We start from the raw sequence: 20,037 nt of genomic DNA on the forward strand, positions 1-20,037 counted from the left end.
CTTAATCTTTCGCAAACTTCACTAAAGTTGGATTGACGATACGTTGATAATCTGTCGTATTCAGAATAATAGAACGTTCTAACGTGCCGGCATTAAAGGCTAATTCATCGTAACGCTCAAATAAGCTTGGCTCAGCTACCAATAACAAATCGGAATGGAAACTAAACGGAGGAATTGCTCCAAATACACAGTCGGTTAATTCTGCCACTTCCGCCGGGCTGGCAAGTGAGGCTCGAAGCCCTCCAAGATGCTCGGCAATTTTGCTTAAATCCGCTTGGTAATCCGCCGGCAATATTGCTAATACTGCCTGTTTTATGCCATTTCCTTTTACTTTGCAGACTAACGCCTTTGCTCCTTGCCCTATTTCTGTACCACGAATTTTTGCCACTTCTTCTGATTTCCCCGCAGAAGAATGTTCCACTATCCGATAGCGGGCTTGATGTGAATCTAATAATGCCGTAATTTGTTGAAAAGTTTGTTCTGACATTGGTTCTCCTTACAAAACAATAACTAGCGGTCTTTTTCTACTCAAAATTTGCAATTATCCTCATTTTAACGCCCAAACATCTTTTCCGGGTTTTCCGGCTGCTCAACTAAAATTAAAATCGCAGCATCTCCGCCCCACTCTTTTGGTGCTTGATGTAACGCCATAATTTTCGGGTGTTGTACAAGCCAACGAGGAATTTGGTCTTTCAGCGTGCGAGTGCCAAAGCCTGTCATAATACTGGCACAAAACACGTTTTCTCTCTCACAAGCCAAAATTAAAGCTGCCAACTCTTTTTTCGCTTTTTCTCTAGTTAAACCGTGCAAATCCAAAAACAGCTCCGGCTGAAAATCGCCCCGTCTGAGTTGCTTTAAAATGTAAGGATCAACATCTTCACGCAAATATTTCACTTTTTCATTTTCTTCTTTGAGCAAAGGCTCATATTCATCAGAAAAATAGAACTCAATATCCGCTTTTTCTTTTAACTCTCGTAATTCCTGTAGTTTTTTACGAGGTTCTGATTTGGGTACATAAGTATTTTGTGTTATTTTTTTCGTGCCTTTAGCCGCTTCTCTAAATAATGCAAATTCGTCTTCTAACATATTCTCTGACATAATCTTTTCCTTCTCTATAATTTTTACATTCTAACACAAAGCAAAATATGGTATAAAACAGCAATTCTATAATTATGCAAAAGGCACTAAAAATGTTTAAATATAATATCGAACTTCTTGATGAAATTGCAGCCCTGCCCGTTGTGAATGATTTAGCCACCATTCAAGATATGATGCGTTGGGCGTATAGCTATTTCAATGCTTCCGATCTTTACTACGGGCACGGTTATGACAACGCGTGGGACGAAGCCCAACAATTAGTATTAGCCGGGCTTTATCTGCCTTTTGATGTGCCGGAAGCACTTTACTCTTCCCGATTAACACGAGCGGAAAAAGAACGTGTCATTCACTTAATTTGCGAGCGTTTAGGCTCTCGTAGACCTGTGGCATATTTAACTCATTCGGCTTGGTTCTGTGGAAGTGAATATTATGTGGACGAGCGTGTCATTGTGCCACGTTCCCCAATCGGTGAGCTTATCAAAAAAGGCTTTAAAGGCATTATCAAAAATGAGCCACACCGCATTTTAGATATGTGTACAGGCAGTGGTTGCATTGCGATTGCTTGTGCAGAGCGTTTTCCAGATGCGGAAGTGGATGCAGTCGATCTTTCACTCGATGCGTTAGATGTGGCTCAAATTAATATTGAGCGTCATCAAGTATCACATCGTGTATTCCCGATCAGCTCAGATTTATTTAACGATATTCCGCAAGATAAATATGATTTGATTGTAACTAATCCGCCTTATGTTGATGCAGAAGATTTAGGCGATATGCCGGAAGAATTTCACCACGAACCCGAATTAGCATTAGGTTCGGGAGCAGACGGTTTGGATTTAACCAAACGCATTTTGGCACAGGCGGCAGATTACTTAAATGATAACGGCGTGTTAGTGTGCGAAGTGGGAAATAGTATGGTACATTTAATCGAACAATTCCCAAGCGTACCGTTTAACTGGTTGGAGTTTGAAAATGGCGGATTGGGTGTGTTTAGTTTGACGAAAGAAGAGTTAGTAAAATATCATCATTTATTTGCTTAAATCTGCCTCCCCTCTCTCTGATAAATCATTCTGAACGAATGATTTATCTGTCTCTCTCCCACAAGGGGAGAGAGCAGACATACTTCTATTTTAACGCCTTTTGTAATCGTCCTTGATTTTGAGCTAATAAGCTTTCCGCTTCCTGCTTATCTAAATTACCTAAAATCATCATAATCGCTAATTTTGCGTTATTTTCAGCTAATTTTAATGTATTTTCAGCTACATATCTTTCACATTCGGTTGCTTGCATTACAATACGGATTGCTCGAGCTTTAAGCTTTTCATTGGTGGCTTGCACGTCCACCATTAAATTTTGGTAGCATTTGCCAATTAAGATCATTGAGGCAGTTGTCAGCATATTCAATACTAACTTTTGTGCCGTGCCTGATTTCATACGGCTTGAGCCAGTCAGCACTTCTGCCCCTACAACCGTATCAATCGCAATATCCGCAATTTGTGCCATCGCCGAATGAGGGTTGCTGGCAATCGAAACTGTTGTTGCTCCTAGAGAATTAGCATATTCCATTGCCCCTAGCACATACGGCGTTCTGCCACTTGCTGCAATACCGACTAATACATCTTTTTGCGAAAAATTGACCGCTTGTAAATCAACTTTTCCCTGCTCACGGTTATCTTCCGCCCCTTCAATCGGGAAACGTAAAGCCTTCTCACCACCGGCAATTAAGCCCACGACCATTTCAGGTTTGACACCATAGGTTGGAGGACATTCTGAAGCATCTAGTACACCTAAACGCCCGCTCGTTCCGGCTCCCACATAAACTAATCGTCCACCTTGCTGAAAGGCAACCACGATTTTTTCTACTACTAAAGCAATTTGCGGCAAGCATTTTTCTACTGCAATAGGCACTTGCTTGTCTTCATTATTGATAATCTGCACAATCTCTAATGCAGAAAGTTCATCAATATTCATTGAGTTTGGATTACGCTGCTCTGTGATCATCTGCCCTAAGGCATTGAGTAAATTCTTTTCTGTCATTTTTCTCGTTATTCCGCCGGGTAAATCACCCCTAAACTTGCCGATTTTTTCGCCCCTGTTACACTTGGCATATTACTTGGTAAACTATGCATTCGTTGATAAGCCAGCCAAGCAAATGCAGCGGCTTCGACATAATCAATATCTAAACCAAACTCGGTTGTGGTTGCCACACGCCAATTTGGCAGAAGTGCAGATAATCTTTCCATTAACAATGAGTTTCTTGCTCCGCCACCACATACCAACAACAGGCAAGGCAATTCAGTTTCAAGTGGAATTAATTCGTTAGCGATACTTTTTGCAGTAAATTCTGCAAGCGTACGTTGCACATCTTCAGACTTACAAGCGGTGAAATTTTGCAATTTTTTTGCAAGCCACGTTAAATTGAATAACTCTCTCCCTGTGCTTTTGGGGGGAACTTTACTGAAAAACGGTTCATTCAATAATTCAACTAATAAGTCAGGAATAATCTGACCCGATTTCGCCCACTCGCCGTTTTTGTCGTATCTTTTGCCTTGATGTTGATCAATCCAACTATCCATTAAGGTATTACCAGCTCCCACATCATAACCAATAGTTGGGCTATTCGGTTTTAGCACTGAAATGTTACTAATACCACCAATGTTTAGTACCACCGTTAAACGATTAGCATCACTAAAAATTGCCTGATGAAAAGCCGGCACAAGTGGTGCACCCTGCCCTCCAACTGCCATATCTTTACGACGAAAATCGGCAATAGTGGTGATGCCTGTTTTGGCTGCCACTAAATTCATATCACCAATTTGTATTGTAAATGGATAAACGGAATCCGGAGAATGCCAAACCGTTTGCCCGTGGCAACCAATGGCTTGAATATGTTCTGCTGTTAGCTGATTTTTCGCTAAAAATGCATTAATGGTTTGTGCATAAAGCAAGCCTAAACGGTGGTCGATTTCCCCCAGCTTTTGGAGATTGGTTTCACCCGTTTTAAGCAACGCAGAAATATCCGAACGTAATTCCTCCGGCATTGGAAAGAAATCACAAGCGGTCATTTTGGGCGGACTTTTTGCAAAATCCATTAAAGCAATATCTACGCCATCAAGGCTCGTGCCGGACATAACGCCGATATAATAATTTTTACTCATTATCTATTCATTGCTCCCTTATCCCGTCTGAGCTGCCTGAGCGACTTTGAATTTGTAGGAAAAATTTAGTGTTTGAGCTTGCAACGCAAGCGAGTTTTAGATTTTTTCGTTAAGCAAATTCAAACAAAGCGAAGAAAGCAGCGAAGTTCGGGTCGCCTTTCTTTGGTTACTTTCTTTGGCGAAGCAAAGAAAGTAACAAACGATTTATTGACGTGCCATCCGTAAATTTTCCGGCACTTCCTCAAAATTCGATCTAAACGGATTAATATCCAACCCACCTCGTCTGGTGTAGCGTGCGTAAACAGTCAATTTTTCAGGCTGAGCGAATTGCATTAGGTCGCAGAAAATCCGTTCCACACATTGTTCGTGGAACTCGTTATGTTCACGGAATGAGACCAAATAACGTAATAATTTTTCACGGTTTAGCTTTTTGCCCTTGTAGTGAATTTGTACACTTCCCCAGTCTGGCTGGGAAGTAATTAAGCAGTTAGATTTGAGCAAATGGCTCACTAAAGTTTCTTCTACTACATCATCTTCTGTGATGTTTTCTAAATAGTGGGTTGAAAATGCGTAGCTGTCGATTTGAATATCTTGTTCATCAATGCATTCGCCTTCAAAGTCCACAATCGGCTGTTTCGTATAATGCGATAGTTTGTAAATTTTTACCGAAACTTGACCGCTTGCACAATTTTCTAGATCTCGTTGGATCGTCTGTTCAACTTCTTCAATTGAGCTAAATTTAGTTTGGTTAAAGCTGTTTAAATAGAGCTTGAAACTTTTTGATTCAATTAAATTTTCGCTTTTGAAATCAATAGCAACATCAGCAATCGCCACCTGTGGCAAACCGTTTTTGTTAAGCCACGAGAGTTCGTAACACGTCCACACATCAGCCCCTTGAGTAAACGGCTGAGATTGTGTAATCGCCAACCCATCACGGTTTAATTTGCGAGGGACGGGTTGTAAAAGCGAAGCGTCATATTCGCTTTTATATTCGGTTTTCTGCCCAAGTTTTAGGGCATCAAGAGATTTATCGTTGTAGTTCATTTTATTTCTTATTTAATGTATCTAACTAAATCCACTAGGCTGTCTAGCACCAAATCTGCTTTTGCTTCACCTTCTGCGGTAACGGCTTTGCCTGTTCTTACCAATACTTTGGTTTTCACGCCGGCATTTTCCGCTGCTAGTAAGTCTTCCAATTTATCGCCCACCATATAAGATTGGCTAGGATCGATATTCAGATCTTTAATTGCTTGCTCAAACATTCCTGCTTTTGGCTTGCGACAATCGCAATCTTCACGGTATTCGCCTTTTCCCTCCGGATGGTGTGGGCAGTAGTAAATGCCGTCTAGCACCACGCCGTAATCTTCATCGAGCGACCAATCCATCCACTCAGTGAGCTGCATAAATTGTTCTTCGCTGAAATAACCCCGAGCAATGCCGGATTGATTGGTAACCAGCACGAGCAAATAGCCTTTATCTTGAAGCTGCTTTAACGCTTTGCCAACACCGTCAATGAACTGGAAATCATCAATTTTATGCACATAGCCGTGATCGATATTAATTGTGCCATCACGATCAAGAAAAATTGCTTTTTTAGCCATCAATTTGATCCTTTAATAAAATCGACCACCATTTGATGATGTTCGCTTGTTTTGAATTTATCAAAAACCTGCTCAATCACGCCTTGTTCATTCACTAAAAAACTGATGCGATGAATGCCATCATAGGTTTTGCCTAAAAACTTTTTCTCGCCCCATACGCCGAAAGCCTCTGCCACTTGGTGGTCTGGATCGGAAAGCAACGTAAAATTAAGCTCTTTTTTCTCGACAAATTGAGCCAGTTTTTTCGGTAAATCAGGGCTAATTCCAAGCACGACTACGTTGAGTTCATCAAGTTCTGATTTGCTATCACGCAACCCACACGCCTGTGTAGTACAACCCGGAGTGAGGGCTTTGGGGTAGAAATAAACTAACACTTTTTTGCCTGTAAATTGGGAAAGTGAAACCGCTTCATCAACCTGATTTTGAAGGGTAAATTGAGGAGCTTTATCGCCAACTTTTAAGATATTCATTTGTAATTTTTCCATAAAAAATAACCGCTTGTATTCTACTACAAGCGGTCGATTCTGGGTATTTTTTTGCAAATTATTCTAAAAACCCTTCCAGCAATTCATTTAAGAAGAGTTTGCCGTGTTGAGTTATTTGCCAATGGGTTGGAGTTTCAGAAATATAATTTTGGTTTAACGCCCAATCCATTGTTGGTCGGACGATTTCCCGATCTAATCCTGTAAACCATTCAAACTCTTGTTTTGGCGTGGCTTCAAGCAATCTAAAGCGGTTCATAAAAAACTCAAATGGGCGATCTTCTAGCTCAATCAAATCTTGGCTATAACGATACTCTCCTCGCATATAGCCTTTCGGGTGTTTGGTTTTGCTAAAGCGGTAAATTTCGCCTGTCGGGTAAGAAATTTTACCGTGAGCCCCGCAGCCTATTGCCAAATAATCGCCAAATCGCCAATAATTTAAATTGTGTCGGCACTGAAAACCTTTTTTTGCATAGGCGGAAGTTTCGTATTGCTCATAGCCTGCCGCCGTTAAAAGTTGATGACCTTGCTCAAAAATATCCCATAATTCATCATCATCGGGCAAGGTAGGTTTGCGGTAGTAAAACATCGTATTTGGCTCAATAGTGAGTTGATACCACGATAAATGTGGTGGGTTAAGCAAAATTCCCGTTTCCAAATCAGCTAAAGCCTGCTTTACCGATTGATTCGGCAAACCGTGCATTAAATCAATATTGAAACTTTGTAAGCCTGATTTTGCAGAATTTTGGGCGAAAATGACCGCTTGTTTTGCCTCTGGGCTATCGTGAATACGCCCAAGCTTGAGCAGTTTTTCCGGCTCAAAACTTTGAATACCCATTGAAATGCGGGTAACGCCACCTTGTGCGTAACCTAAAAATCGCTCTGCTTCGGCTGTTCCCGGATTAGCTTCCAACGTAATTTCAATATTCGGCTCAAAAGGAATTCGCTTTTCTACTTCTTTGAGTAAATAAGCAATGCCTTCTGCCGAAAACAGGCTTGGCGTACCGCCGCCAATAAAAATGGAGTGTAATTTACGATCACCGATTGCTGCTTGGTAAGCGGTTAAATCTTGAGATAAATCTGCAAGTAGGTGGTCGATATACTCTTGTTCAGGAATAATCCCCTTTTGAGCGTGTGAGTTAAAATCACAATAGGGGCATTTTTGCACACACCAAGGGATATGGATATAAAGGCTTAAAGGAGGTAAAATCAGTTGCACTGTGAATATTTCGTATCGTTTTTAAAAGTGTTAGATGATAACGAAAAGCAGGCAAGCTGGGAAGCAAAGATTTTTTCGTGAACTAGATCACAAATTCAAAAATTACCGCTTTACCACTTTGTTGTTAATGATATGATGGTTTCGTTTCAAAAAATTAATATGTTTTGATAAATTCACTTCATATTAAAAACCAACTATCCAATATAGCGACCTTAAGGAGCTTACTATGACAAAACATTTTGAACACAACGAATCTCGTCGTGGTTTTATGAAATTGATGGCTGGTGTGGGTGCAGGTTTTGCATTCAGTAGTACATTAGGCACATTCTCAGCACCGGCAGCAGCGGCAACAGCTCCTGCAAAAGGCTCTGTGATTGAAGCGGGTATTTCTTACTCTCTTTCCACAGGGTTCGATCCCTTGCGTACCACCGGTGCAACACCAATGGCGGCAAACCTGCATATTTTTGAAGGACTCGTGGACTTACACCCAGCCACTCGCGAGCCATACTTAGGTTTAGCAGCAAAAATGCCAGAAAAATTAGACGATGTAACCTACCGTGTAACACTGCGTGATGGTGCGGTATTCCACGATGGTAAACCGGTTACAAGTGCGGATGTTGTTTTCTCTTTTGAGCGTGTATTAAACCCGGAGAACAAATCTCTATTCGCAGGTTTCGTACCATTTATTGAAAGTGTGAAAGCAGTTGATGACAAAGTAATTGAATTCAAACTTAAATACCCGTTTGCGCTATTTACCGAACGTTTAACTATCATCAGAATTGTACCGAAACACGTTGTTGAAGCTGTAGGCGAAAGTGCATTTGATGCTACCCCGGTAGGTTCAGGTCCATATAAATTCGTGTCTGCGGTAAAAGATGACAAGATCGTCTTTGAAGCAAACACCGCTTATAACGGTATTTACCCACCAAAAGCAGAGAAAATGATTTGGTCACTCTTATCAGATGATGCAGCTCGCGTAACTGCACAAGAGTCTAAACGTGTTCAAGCTATTGAATCTGTGCCATATCTTGATATTCAACGCTTAAAATCAAAAAGACAATCTGTTGAATCTGTTCAGTCATTCGGCTTACTATTCTTAATGTTTAACTGTGCTGAAGCTCCATTTAACAATGTTAAAGTGCGTCAAGCATTCCACTATGCATTAGATACACAAAAAATGATTGATGTGGTGTTCTTAGGAAATGCTCGTGCAGCAACATCTTACTTACAAGAAACTCACCCTGACTATGTGAAAGCATCAACTCAGTATGATTTCGATAAAGAAAAAGCAGCGGCATTACTCAAAGAAGCCGGTGTAGATAAACTAGAGTTTGAGTTACTGGCAACAGATACTTCTTGGGTTAAAGAATGTGCACCATTAATTCTTGAATCTTGGAATGCAATTCCGGGTGTGAAAGTAACTTTACGCCACTTACAATCTAGTGCGTTATACGGTGAATTTATCGCATCAGGTAACTTCAAAGTTGTTGTAGCACCGGGCGACCCTTCTGTATTCGGTAACGACGTTGACTTATTATTAAGTTGGTTCTATCGTGGTGACGGTTGGGCGAAAAACCGCTATCGTTGGTCTGATACACCAGAGTACGCAGAAGTGCAAAAACTCTTGGATGCTGCAGTTGCTGCGAAATCTCATAGTGATGCAAAAGCTGAATGGTCTAAAGTGTTCAACATTATCGCTGAACAAGTTCCGCTCTACCCACTAATCCATCGTAAATTACCAACTGCGTGGGATGATAAAGCATTAACTGACTTCCAACCATTACCAACTACAGGTATGTCATTCTTAGGTGTTGGACGCAAATAAGCCTTGATACACGGCTAAACAAGCGGTCGGTTTTTAGGAAAATTTTGCAAAAAATCGACTGAAACCGACCGCTTGCAACTTTCGATTTATTCCCAAGTTTTCCGTGTTTTCTATATAGCATAGAGTGCGTTTTACGCACTATTACAAATCAACCAAGTGTATTCGCACTCGACCTTCCACTAATGTTTTATAGTCGGAGATAAAAATGGAAATTGTACTTCGCCTGTTATTCCGCCGTTTATTGGCATTGCCTATTATGATACTCGGGGTAACAGCATTAGTTTTTATTATTTTGCAATTCACGCCGGGTGATGCCGCAACAGTTGCATTAGGTGATGCAGCCAGTGATGAGGCTAAACATTTATGGCGTGAGCAACGTGGGTTAAATGATCCATTATTGGTTCAATACTTCCGTTTTCTCGGAAACCTTCTCGTATTAGATTTAGGGGTAACTACGCCACCTGAATTACCGATTTCATCAATGATTGCTAAAGCCTTCCCAATTACATTGCAATTAACTTTTATCGGGGTAATTTTAGCAGCAATCATCTCATTCACATTAGGGGTATTTGCAGCACTTCATCGTGATCGCTTAGCAGACCAAATTATTCGTCTGTTCTCGGTTGCTGCGGTTGCAACGCCTTCTTTCTGGCTCGGTATTTTATTAATTCAATACTTCTCACTTGAACTGGATTGGTTACCGTCCGGTGGTTATGTGCCATTTAGTGAAAGTCCGAAAGAGTGGGCTATCTCAATGATTCTGCCATCACTTGCATTGGCTATTCCGGTTTGTGCATCACTTATCCGTGTAGTACGTACAGCAATGGTTGAAGAAATGGACAAAGACTATGTACGTACAGCAATTGGTAACGGCGTACCATATTCAACTGTTATTCGCCGTAATGTATTGCGTAATGCGTTAATTACACCGGTAACAGTTCTCGGCTTACGTGTCGGTTACTTACTCGGTGGTGCGGTCGTTATCGAACAGATTTTCGACTTACCGGGAATGGGTAAATTAATTTTCAACGGTATTACCAATGTAGACTTAAACTTAGTGCAAGGCGTGGTACTAACCATTGCATTAACTTTCGTATTAGTGAACATCATCGTTGATATTCTTTATCTGATTATTAACCCTAAAATTCGGAGTCTATAATGTTTCGTCAAGGATTAGCAGACAGACTTGCTTCTGGAGGGGCAAGATTCAAAGCATTATCAACCGCCTCCAAAATTGCCTTAATCTTCTTGATTTTTATGGCTCTTGTGGCAATTTTCGCACCATTGGTTGCACCTTATGATCCACTACAAACCCTACGCCCTGTGCAAGCTCCGGGTTCAGAATATTGGTTCGGTACAGACCGTTTAGGACGTGATATTTTCTCTCGAATCGTTTACGGAGCTAGAACCTCACTCTTTATCGGCTTAGGTGCGGTAGCTTGTGCGATTGTATTTGGTAGTATTTTAGGTGCAACAGCTGCAACGGCTGATAAATTCGGTAACGAAGTGATTATGCGTCTGATGGATATTCTAATGGCATTCCCGGGCATTGCACTTGCTGCTGTATTATTAGCTACTTTCGGTAACTCTTCACCGATTATTATCTTAACAATTGCGATTGTTTACACACCACAGTTAGCTCGTGTGGTACGTGCAAACGTAGTTTCACAATGGGAAGAAGACTATGTGCGTGCTGAGCGTGTAATTGGTGGTAGCCGTACTTATATCTTATTAAAACACGTTGTGCGTAATACCGCAGCACCTGTTTTAGTGTTCGCAACAGTAATGGTTGCTGATGCAATTATTCTTGAAGCATCACTTTCTTTCTTAGGTGCAGGGGTTCAGCCGCCACATCCTTCTTGGGGTAATATCTTATCTGAAGGTCGTAATTTAGTATTAAGCGGCTTCTGGTGGGCAACTACCTTCTCAGGTTTATGCGTACTCTTAACGGTATTATCGTTAAATATTCTTTCTGAAGGTTTAACTGATGCGTTAGCCAATCCAAAAACCAAGAAAAGTCCAACAGCTGCAAAAAGCGATGTGTCAAAACCGCTTTCAACAGACGTTCAAGAAGCAATGGCAGAAAGCTTGGCATTAAAACGTTATTTATTACAATTAAACCAAGCAGAAACCGTACGTACTGACCGTATGCAACTTAACCCAAATGCAAAACCGATTTTGCAAGTGAAAAACTTATCTATCCGTTTCCCGAACCGTTATGGTGAAACACCATTGGTAGATAACATCAGCTTTACCGTACACGAAGGCGAAACAATGGGCTTAGTAGGTGAATCTGGTTGTGGTAAATCAATTTCTGCTTTCTCAATTATGGGCTTATTACCAAAAACAGCCAAAATCACCGGGGAAATTTTGTTTACTGACCGTGCGGGCAATCAACACGATTTATTAAAAACTGACAAGTTGAACGATCTTCGTGGTCACGAAATCTCGATGATTTATCAAGATGCATTAAGTGCCTTAAACCCATCAATGCGTATTCGTGAGCAAATGGAGCAGTTGATCAGTCGTGGCGGTAAACAATCGGCAGAGACATTACTCAAATGGGTACATCTTGATCCTGAAAAAACACTCAACCGTTACCCACACGAGCTTTCAGGTGGTCAGCGTCAGCGTGTGTTAATTGCAATGGCATTGGCTCGTGAACCAAAACTATTAATTGCGGATGAACCAACCACTGCATTAGACGTAACCGTTCAAGCAGAAGTAATTAAATTGCTTAACGAATTGCGTGAAAAACTCGGCTTTGCAATGGTGTTTGTGAGCCACGATTTAGCCTTAGTTGCTCAAATTGCTCACCACATCACGGTTATGTATGCAGGTCAAGTAGTAGAAGCATCGCCAACCAGCGACTTGCTAATGCACCCAACGCACGAATATACACGAGGCTTATTAGGTTCAGTACTTTCAACCGAATGCCGTGCGGAACGCTTATATCAAATTCCGGGCAGTGTGCCTTCTCCGTTTGACTTTGCAGACGGCGACCGTTTCGCCAGCCGCTCATTGCGTCCTGATGCGAATCCGAAACAACAGTTGAAACTTGTTCCAACTGGAGAACACCCACAACACGTTTGGGCATCTCACTTAGAAGAAAATCAGGGAGCTAAACTATGAGTATGAAACCCATTAAAGAACAGCCAATTATTGAGCTGAGAGATATTGTTGTCGAGTTTCGCTCCCGCGATGGAACACTATTCAACCCGAAAAAATTCCGTGCGGTAAATGGCGTGAGTTTAGATATTCACGCTGGTGAAACAGTCGGCATTGTAGGGCAATCCGGTTGTGGTAAATCAACATTGGCAAGCGTCATTATCGGCTTACAAAAACCAACTTCAGGTACGGTAAAATTCAACGGCTTACAGATGAAATATGGCAGTGCTGAAGCCCGTAAGCAGTTTGGTCGCCAAGTATCGGTTATCTTCCAAGATCCGGCAACCGCCCTTAACCCTCGTATGCGTGTACTGGATATCTTGAAAGATCCGATGGATATCCACAATGTATTAGAGCCAAACGAGCGTGAAAAAAGAGTTTACGAACTCTTAAACCGTGTAGGTTTACCTCGCTCTGCTGCCTTAGTTGAGCCAACTCGTTTATCAGGTGGTCAAAAGCAACGTGTGGCGATCGCTCGTGCATTGGCTCTTAATCCAAATTTGATAGTAGCAGATGAGCCGACTTCCGCACTGGATGTATCTGTTCGAGCTCAAGTTCTGAACTTACTTGCCGATCTGAAAAAAGAGTTAAACCTTGCAATGGTGTTTATCTCTCACGATTTGCAAACTGTTCGTCAAGTGTCTGACCGCATTGTGGTAATGAATGGCGGAAAAATCATCGAGCAAGGCGAAGCCTCACAAGTCTTCGATAGCCCACAAGATGAATACACCCGCATTCTGTTAGACGCAGCTCCATCATTATTGTAATTGTACTTTTAGTCCTACAAGCGGTAAAATTTGCTGAAAATTTTACCGCTTGTTTTTTTATTTCTATGATCAAAATTACCCAAACAATAGATACTGATTTACTCATTGTCGGCTCTGGCATTGCCGGGCTTTCTGCGGCTGTTGAAGCAAAGAGCAAAGGCTTAAATCCGTTGCTGATTAGCAAATCCACAATTGGTTCCGGTGCAAGTTATTTTCCGCTAAAAGCCACATTAGGTATTCAAGTAACCGACGATGAAGCCGACCACGCTCTTTTTAGAGAAGATATTGAACATATCGGCAAGGGCAAAATCAATCCCAATGTCGTACAGACTTATATTGAAGATTCGCCGAAAGCCATTGAGTTATTAGACCGAATTGGTTTTAAGCCTTGGAGGCGGAACGACAACCGCCCGGCTTGCTTTGCTAAATATGCTCGCCCGATTTATTTAATTAAAGATTGGCGAGAGGCTGCCATACGAGCAAAACAAATTTTACAAGAGCAGCAGATTCCTTTCTATGAAAATGCCACCCTTTTACATATCGTAACAGACGATAATCAAGTACAAGGGGCGGTATTTTCTCTGGTTACAAGCGGTCAAATTTCTTATATTTTTTGCAAAACCAATCATATTATTTTAGCCGCAGGCGGGATTGCCGGACTTTATAAAGATAACCTCTACCCTGCTGATGTAATAGGCTCACTTCATTCTGTTGCCAAGCAAGCCGGGGCAACTTTAGTCAATCTTGCTTTTATCCAGTTCATTCCTGCTTTTGTTGAGCCCAAATATAAAGTCTTATTTGGCGAACATACGTTGAAATATGTAACAGAAATTACCGATTCGCAAGGCAATAATTTATTCCCTCATTTAAGCCAAACACAATTTAGTAAAATGATGTTGGAACGTAGTCATTATGCTCCCTTCAGTTTGGATTTTGAGTGCGTGGAATTTGACTTAGTGATGATGAAGCATTTGCTGGAAAATCCAAATGAAAAAGGTATTTATCTCAAATACAGCCCAAAACTCTATGCAGATACAGAAGAATTTTACACCGTTTATTTGAATTGGCTGAAAAATGAAGTGGGAATTGATTTAGTCAAAGATAGAATTGCGATTAAACCTTTTGCTCACAGCTGCAACGGTGGCATTCAAATCAACCAATGGGGTGAAAGTTCGGTGAAAGGCTTATTTGCAATCGGCGAAATTGCTCATTGTATTGAAGGAGCAAACCGTATGGGCGGAAATTCAGTTGGCGGCGGTTTGGTATTTGCCAAACGTGCGGTAGCGGAAATTTCTCGCTCACTAGAACAAGCTAATTTACAAAAAAATGCCGAAATTTCACCGCTTGTAATGGCAGAAAAAGCATTAAATCAGCTTGCTAACTCAAATGCTAATCTCGAACTAACCGCCAGTGAAGTGCTTTACTCTATTCGAGAGAAAATGGCATTATATGCTAATGTTTACCGCACTCGAAGTAACCTTCAACATCTGCTTGATGAATTAAATCGTTTGGAACAACAATTTGACCCAATCCATCACGCTCAGTATCAAGGCATTGAAGTTTACAATGCACTAAAAACCGCTCAATTAGTGGTAAATAATATGCTCAATGAGAAGAGTTTGGGGGCACACTACTTAGATGCACAAAATTAGTCTATAATAATTCACTTTTCATAAAAAATAATAAATTAGGAGTATAAATGAATAACTACCTACTTAAATTAAAACCGATGACAGCGATCATACTTTCGCTTTTAACGGTCTTTATCTTAGGTTTTACAATGATTGGGCTTGGTTGGGTGCCACAAATTTCGATTTTAGCGGTTATTGTCATTCTGTTACTTTTCGGATTGCTCAATAAAATTCCGTTTAAAAATATGCAAGAAGGTATGGCAAATGGGCTGATGTCCGGTATCGGTGCAGTTTACTTGTTCTTTTTTATCGGATTATTAGTTTCCGCATTGATGATGTCGGGTGCGATTCCTACTTTAATGTATTATGGTTTAAGTGTGATTTCGCCTGAATTATTTTACATCTCTGCTTTTGCCTTAAGTTCTGTGGTAGGTATCGCCTTAGGCAGTAGTTTAACTACGACTGCAACTATCGGCGTTGCTTTTATCGGTATGGCTTCAGCATTTGGGGCTAACCCTGCTATTGTAGCCGGTGCGGTTGTTTCAGGTGCATTTTTTGGCGACAAAACGTCTCCACTATCAGACACTACAACTATTGCAGCTTCTGTTGTAGGAATTGATATGTTCGCTCATATCCGCAATATGCTTTATACCACTATTCCGGCGTGGATTTTAACAGCTCTTATCCTTTGGTTTTTAACTGAGCCGGCTGATGCTCAAAATTTAGCAAATATTGAGAGTTTAAAAACTAATTTACAAGAAACAGGATTAATACACGGCTACTCTTTGTTACCTTTTGTTACCTTAATTTTAATGGCAATTAAGCGTGTTAATTCCATTTATATTATTGTTACTACAGTAATGCTCTCCCTGGTTATTACCTATGTTCACAGTTCACCAACCCTTGAACAACTAGGCAATTATTTCTTTACCGGCTATAAACCCGTTGAAGGTGTAGATTTAGGCGAAGTAGCATCATTAGTTTCTCGTGGAGGAATTAATAGTATGTTCTTTACCATTACTATTGTGCTATTAGCCTTAAGTTTAGGCGGTTTATTGCAAATTCTAGGTATTTTACCTGCCCTGCTAAAAGGTATTAGTGGCTTCTTAACCAACACCGGACGTGTTACTTTTGTGGTGGCAAGTACCGCAGTTGGTATTAACGTCTTGATCGGCGAGCAATATTTAAGTTTATTATTATCAGGAAATACCTTCCGTTCAACTTACGAGCGTTTAGGTTTAGATCTTAAAAATTTATCTCGCACTATTGAAGATGCAGGTACGGTAATCAACCCATTAGTGCCTTGGAGTGTGTGTGGTGTGTTTATCAGCAGCGTACTCAATGTACCGGTGTTAGACTATTTACCTTATGCGTTCTTCTGTTATATCTGTTTAATCCTCACCTTAATTTTTGGATTTACAGGGGTAACTATTAGTAAAAAAGCAAACTAAAATGTAAAACTAAGCGATAAAAAATGCCTACAAATTTGTAGGCATTTTTTCTAATTAGAATTGGAGAACCGCTTGTTTTGCTAATTCTCTGGAGAGCTTATCAATATGCAATACATCTGCAATTTCTTTCATTTGGATTGGCGCAATATTTTCCACCACTGTTCGATTTACATTTACAATATCGGTAAAGCGGATTTGCCCATTTAAAAACGCCTCAACGGCAACTTCATTTGCCGCATTCATCGCCGTAGTTGCATATTGCCCTTCGGCAAAAGCCTCAATCGCTAATTTTAAGTTCGGATAACGAGCAAAATCAGGCTCAATAAAAGTCAGCTCTTTTAATTTAAAGAAATCAAGTGGCGACACACCTGCATTAATTCGGTTTGGATATGCCATAGTGTGTGCAATCGGCGTACACATATCAGGATTTCCCATTTGAGCAATAACCGAACCATCAATATACCGTACCATTGAGTGAATGATTGATTGTGGGTGAATAATAATTTCCATCTCGTCTGCCGTTGCATTAAACAGCCAACGAGCTTCAATGTACTCCAAACCTTTATTCATCATTGTGGCAGAATCGACCGAGATCTTTTTCCCCATCGACCAATTTGGGTGAGCAACGGCTTGAGCAGGTGTAATCGCATCAAATTCATTTAATGGCTTAGTACGGAACGGACCGCCCGATCCTGTTAAAATAATTTTGCTTACGCCTAACTCTGCAAGCGGGCAAAAGCCCACTTTCTCTTGAGCTTCAGGCGGTAGCGATTGGAAAATCGCATTATGTTCACTATCTACAGGGAGTAATTTCGCACCGGATTTGCGAGCTTCATCAATAAAAATCTGCCCGCAAGTAACAAGAGATTCTTTGTTCGCCAGTAGCACTCTCTTGCCTGCTTTCACCGCAGAAAGCGTTGGTAATAAGCCTGCCGCCCCCACAATTGCTGCCATTACCATATCCACATCAGCGTGAGCACAAAGATCACAAATCGCTTTCTGCCCTGCTAATACTTCGGTTTTTATACCTAAATTTGCTAACGCTGTTTTCAATTCTTGAGCTGCTTTTTCATCGTCCATTGCAGCAAAAATCGGCTTGTATTGTTGGCATTGCTCGGTCATTAACGAAACATTTTTTCCGCCGACTAAGGCAAAAATTTCGTACTGTTCTTTATTATGCTCAACTACCGATAATGTGCTTTTACCAATAGAACCTGTTGAGCCTAAAATCACTAATTTTTTCATTACGTTTCTCTGTATTTAATAGGGATTTTTCACCCCTACATTTTAATTATATGGATTACCAATTATACGGTTGCAAAATTTTTATAAAAAACGACCGCTTGTATTTAGCTTGAAAGTCGTTTTGCCTCAATCACATCATCTAATTGCGATACTCTGGCTAATAATTTATTTAAAATCGCAACATTATTGAGCTGAATTTCCATATCAATAGTTGCAAGGCTTCGTTTGACATCCGTTCGGCTCGAAACGCCTAACACGTTTACTTTTTCATTCGCCATAATCGCACTCACATCTCGTAATAAACCGTTACGGTCATTTGCAATCACACGAATAGTCAAACTCAAGCCTGAAACATAACCTTCACCCCAATCAGCTTCCACCACACGTTCCGGATTTGCATTCAACAATTCGTGTAATTGCTCACAATCCGCACGATGAATAGAAATACCCCGTCCTTGCGTGATATAGCCTAAAATTTCATCTCCCGGAATCGGCTGGCAACAACGAGCAATGGAATGCATCAAATTCCCCACCCCTTCAACAACCACATAACCTTTACTTGGTTTTGGCTGGTTGTTGTTTTTATTAACCTGTTTTAGTACCGCCTCATCTTCTTGTTCAGCCGTTGGTTTAATTAATTTTGATTGCAAATAGTGCATTAATTGATGCAGACGAATATCGCCGCCACCAATACCTGCGTATAAATCATCAAATTGTTTTAAATTATAGCGAGGCAGTGCGTATTCCTCGATTTGTCTGAGCGTGAAGCCAAATTTCTCCATTTCAGCTTCAAGAGCTTCTTTACCAATCGGAATATTCTTTTCACGATCTAATTTCTTAAACCACGCAATAATTTTTGAACGAGCTTTGCTGGTATTAACGAAACCTGCATTTGGATTGAGCCAATCTCTGCTTGGGTTTGGCTCTTTTTGCGTGATAATTTCAACCTGATCGCCCATCTGTAAATGGTAAGTAAAGGGCACAATTCGCCCGGCTACTTTTGCACCAATACAACGATGCCCTATTTCACTATGAATTGCGTAAGCAAAATCCAGCGGTGTTGCTTTTTGTGGTAGATCGATTACCTCGCCTCTTGGCGTAAAGACATAAACACGGTCATCAAAAATTTGTGTCCGCATTTCTGCCACCATATCACCAGAATCGGCAAGATCGTTTTGCCACTCAAGCAATTTTCGTAGCCACACAATTTTTTCTTCGTAGCCTGAACGCCCTGCGGTTGCTCCTTCTTTGTATTTCCAGTGAGCCGCCACGCCAAGCTCCGCATCATCGTGCATTTTTTGGGTGCGAATTTGCACCTCAATGGTTTTATCGCCTTCACCTAATACAACGGTATGTAATGATTGATAGCCGTTAGGTTTTGGGTTAGCAATATAATCATCAAAATGTTCCGGCAAGTGGGTATATTTAGTATGAATAATGCCCAATGCCGTGTAGCAATCTTCTAAAGTTGGCACAATCACGCGTACGGCTCGCACATCAAAAAGCTGATTAAATCTCAGACGCTTTTTCTGCATTTTTTTCCAAATGCTGTAGATATGTTTCGGACGACCATAAATCTGCACATTATCAATTTCACCCGCTAAACAAGCGGTCAAATTTGCTACAAAATTTGCAATATAGCGTTCACGATCCACACGGCGTTCACCTAAATCAAACTTCGCTATTTGAGTGTAAGAGACAGGGTGTAAAATGCGGAAGCAGTAATCTTCCAGCTCCCATTTAAGTTGCCCTATGCCTAAGCGGTTGGCAAGTGGAGCATAAACGTGGGAGCATTCTTTGGCAGCTAATACCGTATCTTCCTCCGTGTGATGGCTGCCATCACGCAAATAAGCAATTCGTTCGGCAAGTTTGATAACTACACAACGGAAATCATCTACCATTGCCAGCAACATACGGCGGATATTATCAATTTGTAAATCAGATACATTGTGAGCAGAGAGCTGGCGGATATTTTCCATTTCCAGCACGCCTTTCACTAGGTTTTTGATATGATTATTGAAATCTTCTTTTAATTGAACAAGATCAATAATGTTATGCTTCACAAGCGGAAATAAAAGTGCTGCAACCAGACTGTCATCGTCCATATTTAAGCCGTGTAACACTTCTACCATCTCAATGCCATACCACATCAAACTGTAATCGGCATCGAGCTTTTCTTGAGCGTAATCCCAAGCGTGTTGAATGCGTTCACTCGTTACAGGAGACATATTCAGACTCGCACACCAGCTTGCTAATTCAAAATTATTTGGATCAAGTTGGTGGGAATAACGAATTGCTACCATAAAGCCTCCTTGTAAATTTTCGTCAAAATCAGACCGCTTGTTATCGCTTGATATGGAGTGTAATTATACGTCTAATTTCAGAAAAAATTTAC

17 protein-coding genes are annotated in these 20,037 nt (G+C 40.9%); 7 read left to right on the forward strand and 10 right to left on the reverse strand.

What is annotated here, in order from left to right; all coding sequences use genetic code 11:
* Position 1: 1 nt before the first annotated feature.
* Together X781_RS07280 and smrB are read right to left on the reverse strand one after the other, a co-directional pair.
* Positions 2-487, reverse strand: a complete 486-nt coding sequence (locus tag X781_RS07280; RefSeq protein ID WP_025236229.1) for a YbaK/prolyl-tRNA synthetase associated domain-containing protein — start codon at positions 485-487, stop codon at positions 2-4.
* Positions 488-552: 65 nt separating this feature from the next.
* Complete coding sequence (smrB, locus tag X781_RS07285; RefSeq protein ID WP_025236230.1) at positions 553-1,086, reverse strand: endonuclease SmrB; 534 nt, start codon at positions 1,084-1,086, stop codon at positions 553-555.
* Between the two features lie 104 nt (positions 1,087-1,190).
* Here smrB and prmB point away from each other — a divergent pair, with 104 nt between their 5' ends.
* Positions 1,191-2,135 carry a 50S ribosomal protein L3 N(5)-glutamine methyltransferase gene (prmB, locus tag X781_RS07290; protein WP_025236231.1) on the forward strand — a complete coding sequence of 315 codons (945 nt, stop codon included), beginning with the start codon at positions 1,191-1,193 and terminating at the stop codon, positions 2,133-2,135.
* 85 nt (positions 2,136-2,220) lie between these two features.
* On the opposite strand, the gene murQ is transcribed toward prmB, so the two are convergent.
* The 6 genes from murQ to hemW all read right to left on the reverse strand — a co-directional run bounded on the left by murQ (position 2,221) and on the right by hemW (position 7,555).
* Positions 2,221-3,132, reverse strand: coding sequence for an N-acetylmuramic acid 6-phosphate etherase (gene murQ / locus X781_RS07295; protein ID WP_025236232.1), 912 nt, complete (start codon positions 3,130-3,132; stop codon positions 2,221-2,223).
* 8 nt (positions 3,133-3,140) lie between these two features.
* Positions 3,141-4,253 (reverse strand): anhydro-N-acetylmuramic acid kinase, encoded by a 1,113-nt coding sequence (locus tag X781_RS07300; RefSeq protein ID WP_025236233.1) that lies wholly within the window; start codon positions 4,251-4,253, stop codon positions 3,141-3,143.
* A gap of 204 nt (positions 4,254-4,457) precedes the next feature.
* Positions 4,458-5,297, reverse strand: a complete 840-nt coding sequence (gene queF / locus X781_RS07305) for an NADPH-dependent 7-cyano-7-deazaguanine reductase QueF (RefSeq protein WP_025236234.1) — start codon at positions 5,295-5,297, stop codon at positions 4,458-4,460.
* Between the two features lie 8 nt (positions 5,298-5,305).
* Positions 5,306-5,854 (reverse strand): D-glycero-beta-D-manno-heptose 1,7-bisphosphate 7-phosphatase, encoded by a 549-nt coding sequence (gmhB, locus tag X781_RS07310; RefSeq protein ID WP_025236235.1) that lies wholly within the window; start codon positions 5,852-5,854, stop codon positions 5,306-5,308.
* Positions 5,854-6,324: a thioredoxin-dependent thiol peroxidase gene (gene bcp, locus X781_RS07315; protein WP_025236236.1), complete on the reverse strand. Its 471-nt coding sequence runs from the start codon at positions 6,322-6,324 to the stop codon at positions 5,854-5,856. The genes gmhB and bcp overlap by 1 nt, the downstream gene beginning before the upstream one ends.
* Before the next feature lie 73 nt (positions 6,325-6,397).
* Entirely contained in the window at positions 6,398-7,555 is a 1,158-nt protein-coding gene (gene hemW, locus X781_RS07320; RefSeq protein ID WP_025236237.1) for a radical SAM family heme chaperone HemW, read from the reverse strand.
* 226 nt (positions 7,556-7,781) lie between these two features.
* Here hemW and X781_RS07325 point away from each other — a divergent pair, with 226 nt between their 5' ends.
* The 6 genes from X781_RS07325 (at position 7,782) to nhaC (ending at position 16,397) form a co-directional block, all read left to right on the forward strand.
* The gene (locus tag X781_RS07325; RefSeq protein ID WP_025236238.1) at positions 7,782-9,380 is read left to right on the forward strand and encodes an ABC transporter substrate-binding protein; all 1,599 of its coding nucleotides are present in this window, start codon (positions 7,782-7,784) and stop codon (positions 9,378-9,380) included.
* Between the two features lie 205 nt (positions 9,381-9,585).
* A complete protein-coding gene (locus X781_RS07330; RefSeq protein ID WP_025236239.1) occupies positions 9,586-10,539 on the forward strand; it encodes an ABC transporter permease in 954 nt (317 codons plus the stop codon).
* Positions 10,539-12,512, forward strand: a complete 1,974-nt coding sequence (locus tag X781_RS07335; protein ID WP_025236240.1) for a dipeptide/oligopeptide/nickel ABC transporter permease/ATP-binding protein — start codon at positions 10,539-10,541, stop codon at positions 12,510-12,512. Before X781_RS07330 ends, X781_RS07335 begins: the two co-directional genes overlap by 1 nt.
* Entirely contained in the window at positions 12,509-13,315 is an 807-nt protein-coding gene (locus X781_RS07340; protein ID WP_025236241.1) for an ABC transporter ATP-binding protein, read from the forward strand. The genes X781_RS07335 and X781_RS07340 overlap by 4 nt, the downstream gene beginning before the upstream one ends.
* A 59-nt stretch (positions 13,316-13,374) precedes the next feature.
* The gene (locus X781_RS07345; RefSeq protein ID WP_200865332.1) at positions 13,375-14,967 is read left to right on the forward strand and encodes an FAD-binding protein; all 1,593 of its coding nucleotides are present in this window, start codon (positions 13,375-13,377) and stop codon (positions 14,965-14,967) included.
* A 47-nt stretch (positions 14,968-15,014) separates the two neighbouring features.
* Positions 15,015-16,397, forward strand: coding sequence for a Na+/H+ antiporter NhaC (gene nhaC, locus X781_RS07350; RefSeq protein ID WP_025236243.1), 1,383 nt, complete (start codon positions 15,015-15,017; stop codon positions 16,395-16,397).
* A gap of 54 nt (positions 16,398-16,451) precedes the next feature.
* On the opposite strand, the gene ispC is transcribed toward nhaC, so the two are convergent.
* Positions 16,452-17,642, reverse strand: coding sequence for a 1-deoxy-D-xylulose-5-phosphate reductoisomerase (gene ispC / locus X781_RS07355; protein ID WP_025236244.1), 1,191 nt, complete (start codon positions 17,640-17,642; stop codon positions 16,452-16,454).
* A gap of 104 nt (positions 17,643-17,746) precedes the next feature.
* The gene (relA, locus tag X781_RS07360; RefSeq protein WP_025236245.1) at positions 17,747-19,945 is read right to left on the reverse strand and encodes a GTP diphosphokinase; all 2,199 of its coding nucleotides are present in this window, start codon (positions 19,943-19,945) and stop codon (positions 17,747-17,749) included.
* Between the last annotated feature and the right edge of the window lie 92 nt (positions 19,946-20,037).

It is taken from the genome of Mannheimia sp. USDA-ARS-USMARC-1261, from assembly GCF_000521605.1.
GTDB lineage: Bacteria > Pseudomonadota > Gammaproteobacteria > Enterobacterales > Pasteurellaceae > Mannheimia > Mannheimia indoligenes.

Excerpts from the sequence above, each read along its gene's own strand:
- X781_RS07280 (WP_025236229.1), bottom strand. The coding sequence starts at position 487 with ATGTCAGAACAAACTTTTCAACAAATTACGGCATTATTAGATTCACAT.
- smrB (WP_025236230.1), bottom strand. The coding sequence starts at position 1,086 with ATGTTAGAAGACGAATTTGCATTATTTAGAGAAGCGGCTAAAGGCACG.
- prmB (WP_025236231.1), top strand. The coding sequence starts at position 1,191 with ATGTTTAAATATAATATCGAACTTCTTGATGAAATTGCAGCCCTGCCC.
- murQ (WP_025236232.1), bottom strand. The coding sequence starts at position 3,132 with ATGACAGAAAAGAATTTACTCAATGCCTTAGGGCAGATGATCACAGAG.
- X781_RS07300 (WP_025236233.1), bottom strand. The coding sequence starts at position 4,253 with ATGAGTAAAAATTATTATATCGGCGTTATGTCCGGCACGAGCCTTGAT.
- queF (WP_025236234.1), bottom strand. The coding sequence starts at position 5,297 with ATGAACTACAACGATAAATCTCTTGATGCCCTAAAACTTGGGCAGAAA.
- gmhB (WP_025236235.1), bottom strand. The coding sequence starts at position 5,854 with ATGGCTAAAAAAGCAATTTTTCTTGATCGTGATGGCACAATTAATATC.
- bcp (WP_025236236.1), bottom strand. The coding sequence starts at position 6,324 with ATGAATATCTTAAAAGTTGGCGATAAAGCTCCTCAATTTACCCTTCAA.
- X781_RS07325 (WP_025236238.1), top strand. The coding sequence starts at position 7,782 with ATGACAAAACATTTTGAACACAACGAATCTCGTCGTGGTTTTATGAAA.
- X781_RS07330 (WP_025236239.1), top strand. The coding sequence starts at position 9,586 with ATGGAAATTGTACTTCGCCTGTTATTCCGCCGTTTATTGGCATTGCCT.
- X781_RS07335 (WP_025236240.1), top strand. The coding sequence starts at position 10,539 with ATGTTTCGTCAAGGATTAGCAGACAGACTTGCTTCTGGAGGGGCAAGA.
- X781_RS07340 (WP_025236241.1), top strand. The coding sequence starts at position 12,509 with ATGAGTATGAAACCCATTAAAGAACAGCCAATTATTGAGCTGAGAGAT.
- nhaC (WP_025236243.1), top strand. The coding sequence starts at position 15,015 with ATGAATAACTACCTACTTAAATTAAAACCGATGACAGCGATCATACTT.
- ispC (WP_025236244.1), bottom strand. The coding sequence starts at position 17,642 with ATGAAAAAATTAGTGATTTTAGGCTCAACAGGTTCTATTGGTAAAAGC.
- relA (WP_025236245.1), bottom strand. The coding sequence starts at position 19,945 with ATGGTAGCAATTCGTTATTCCCACCAACTTGATCCAAATAATTTTGAA.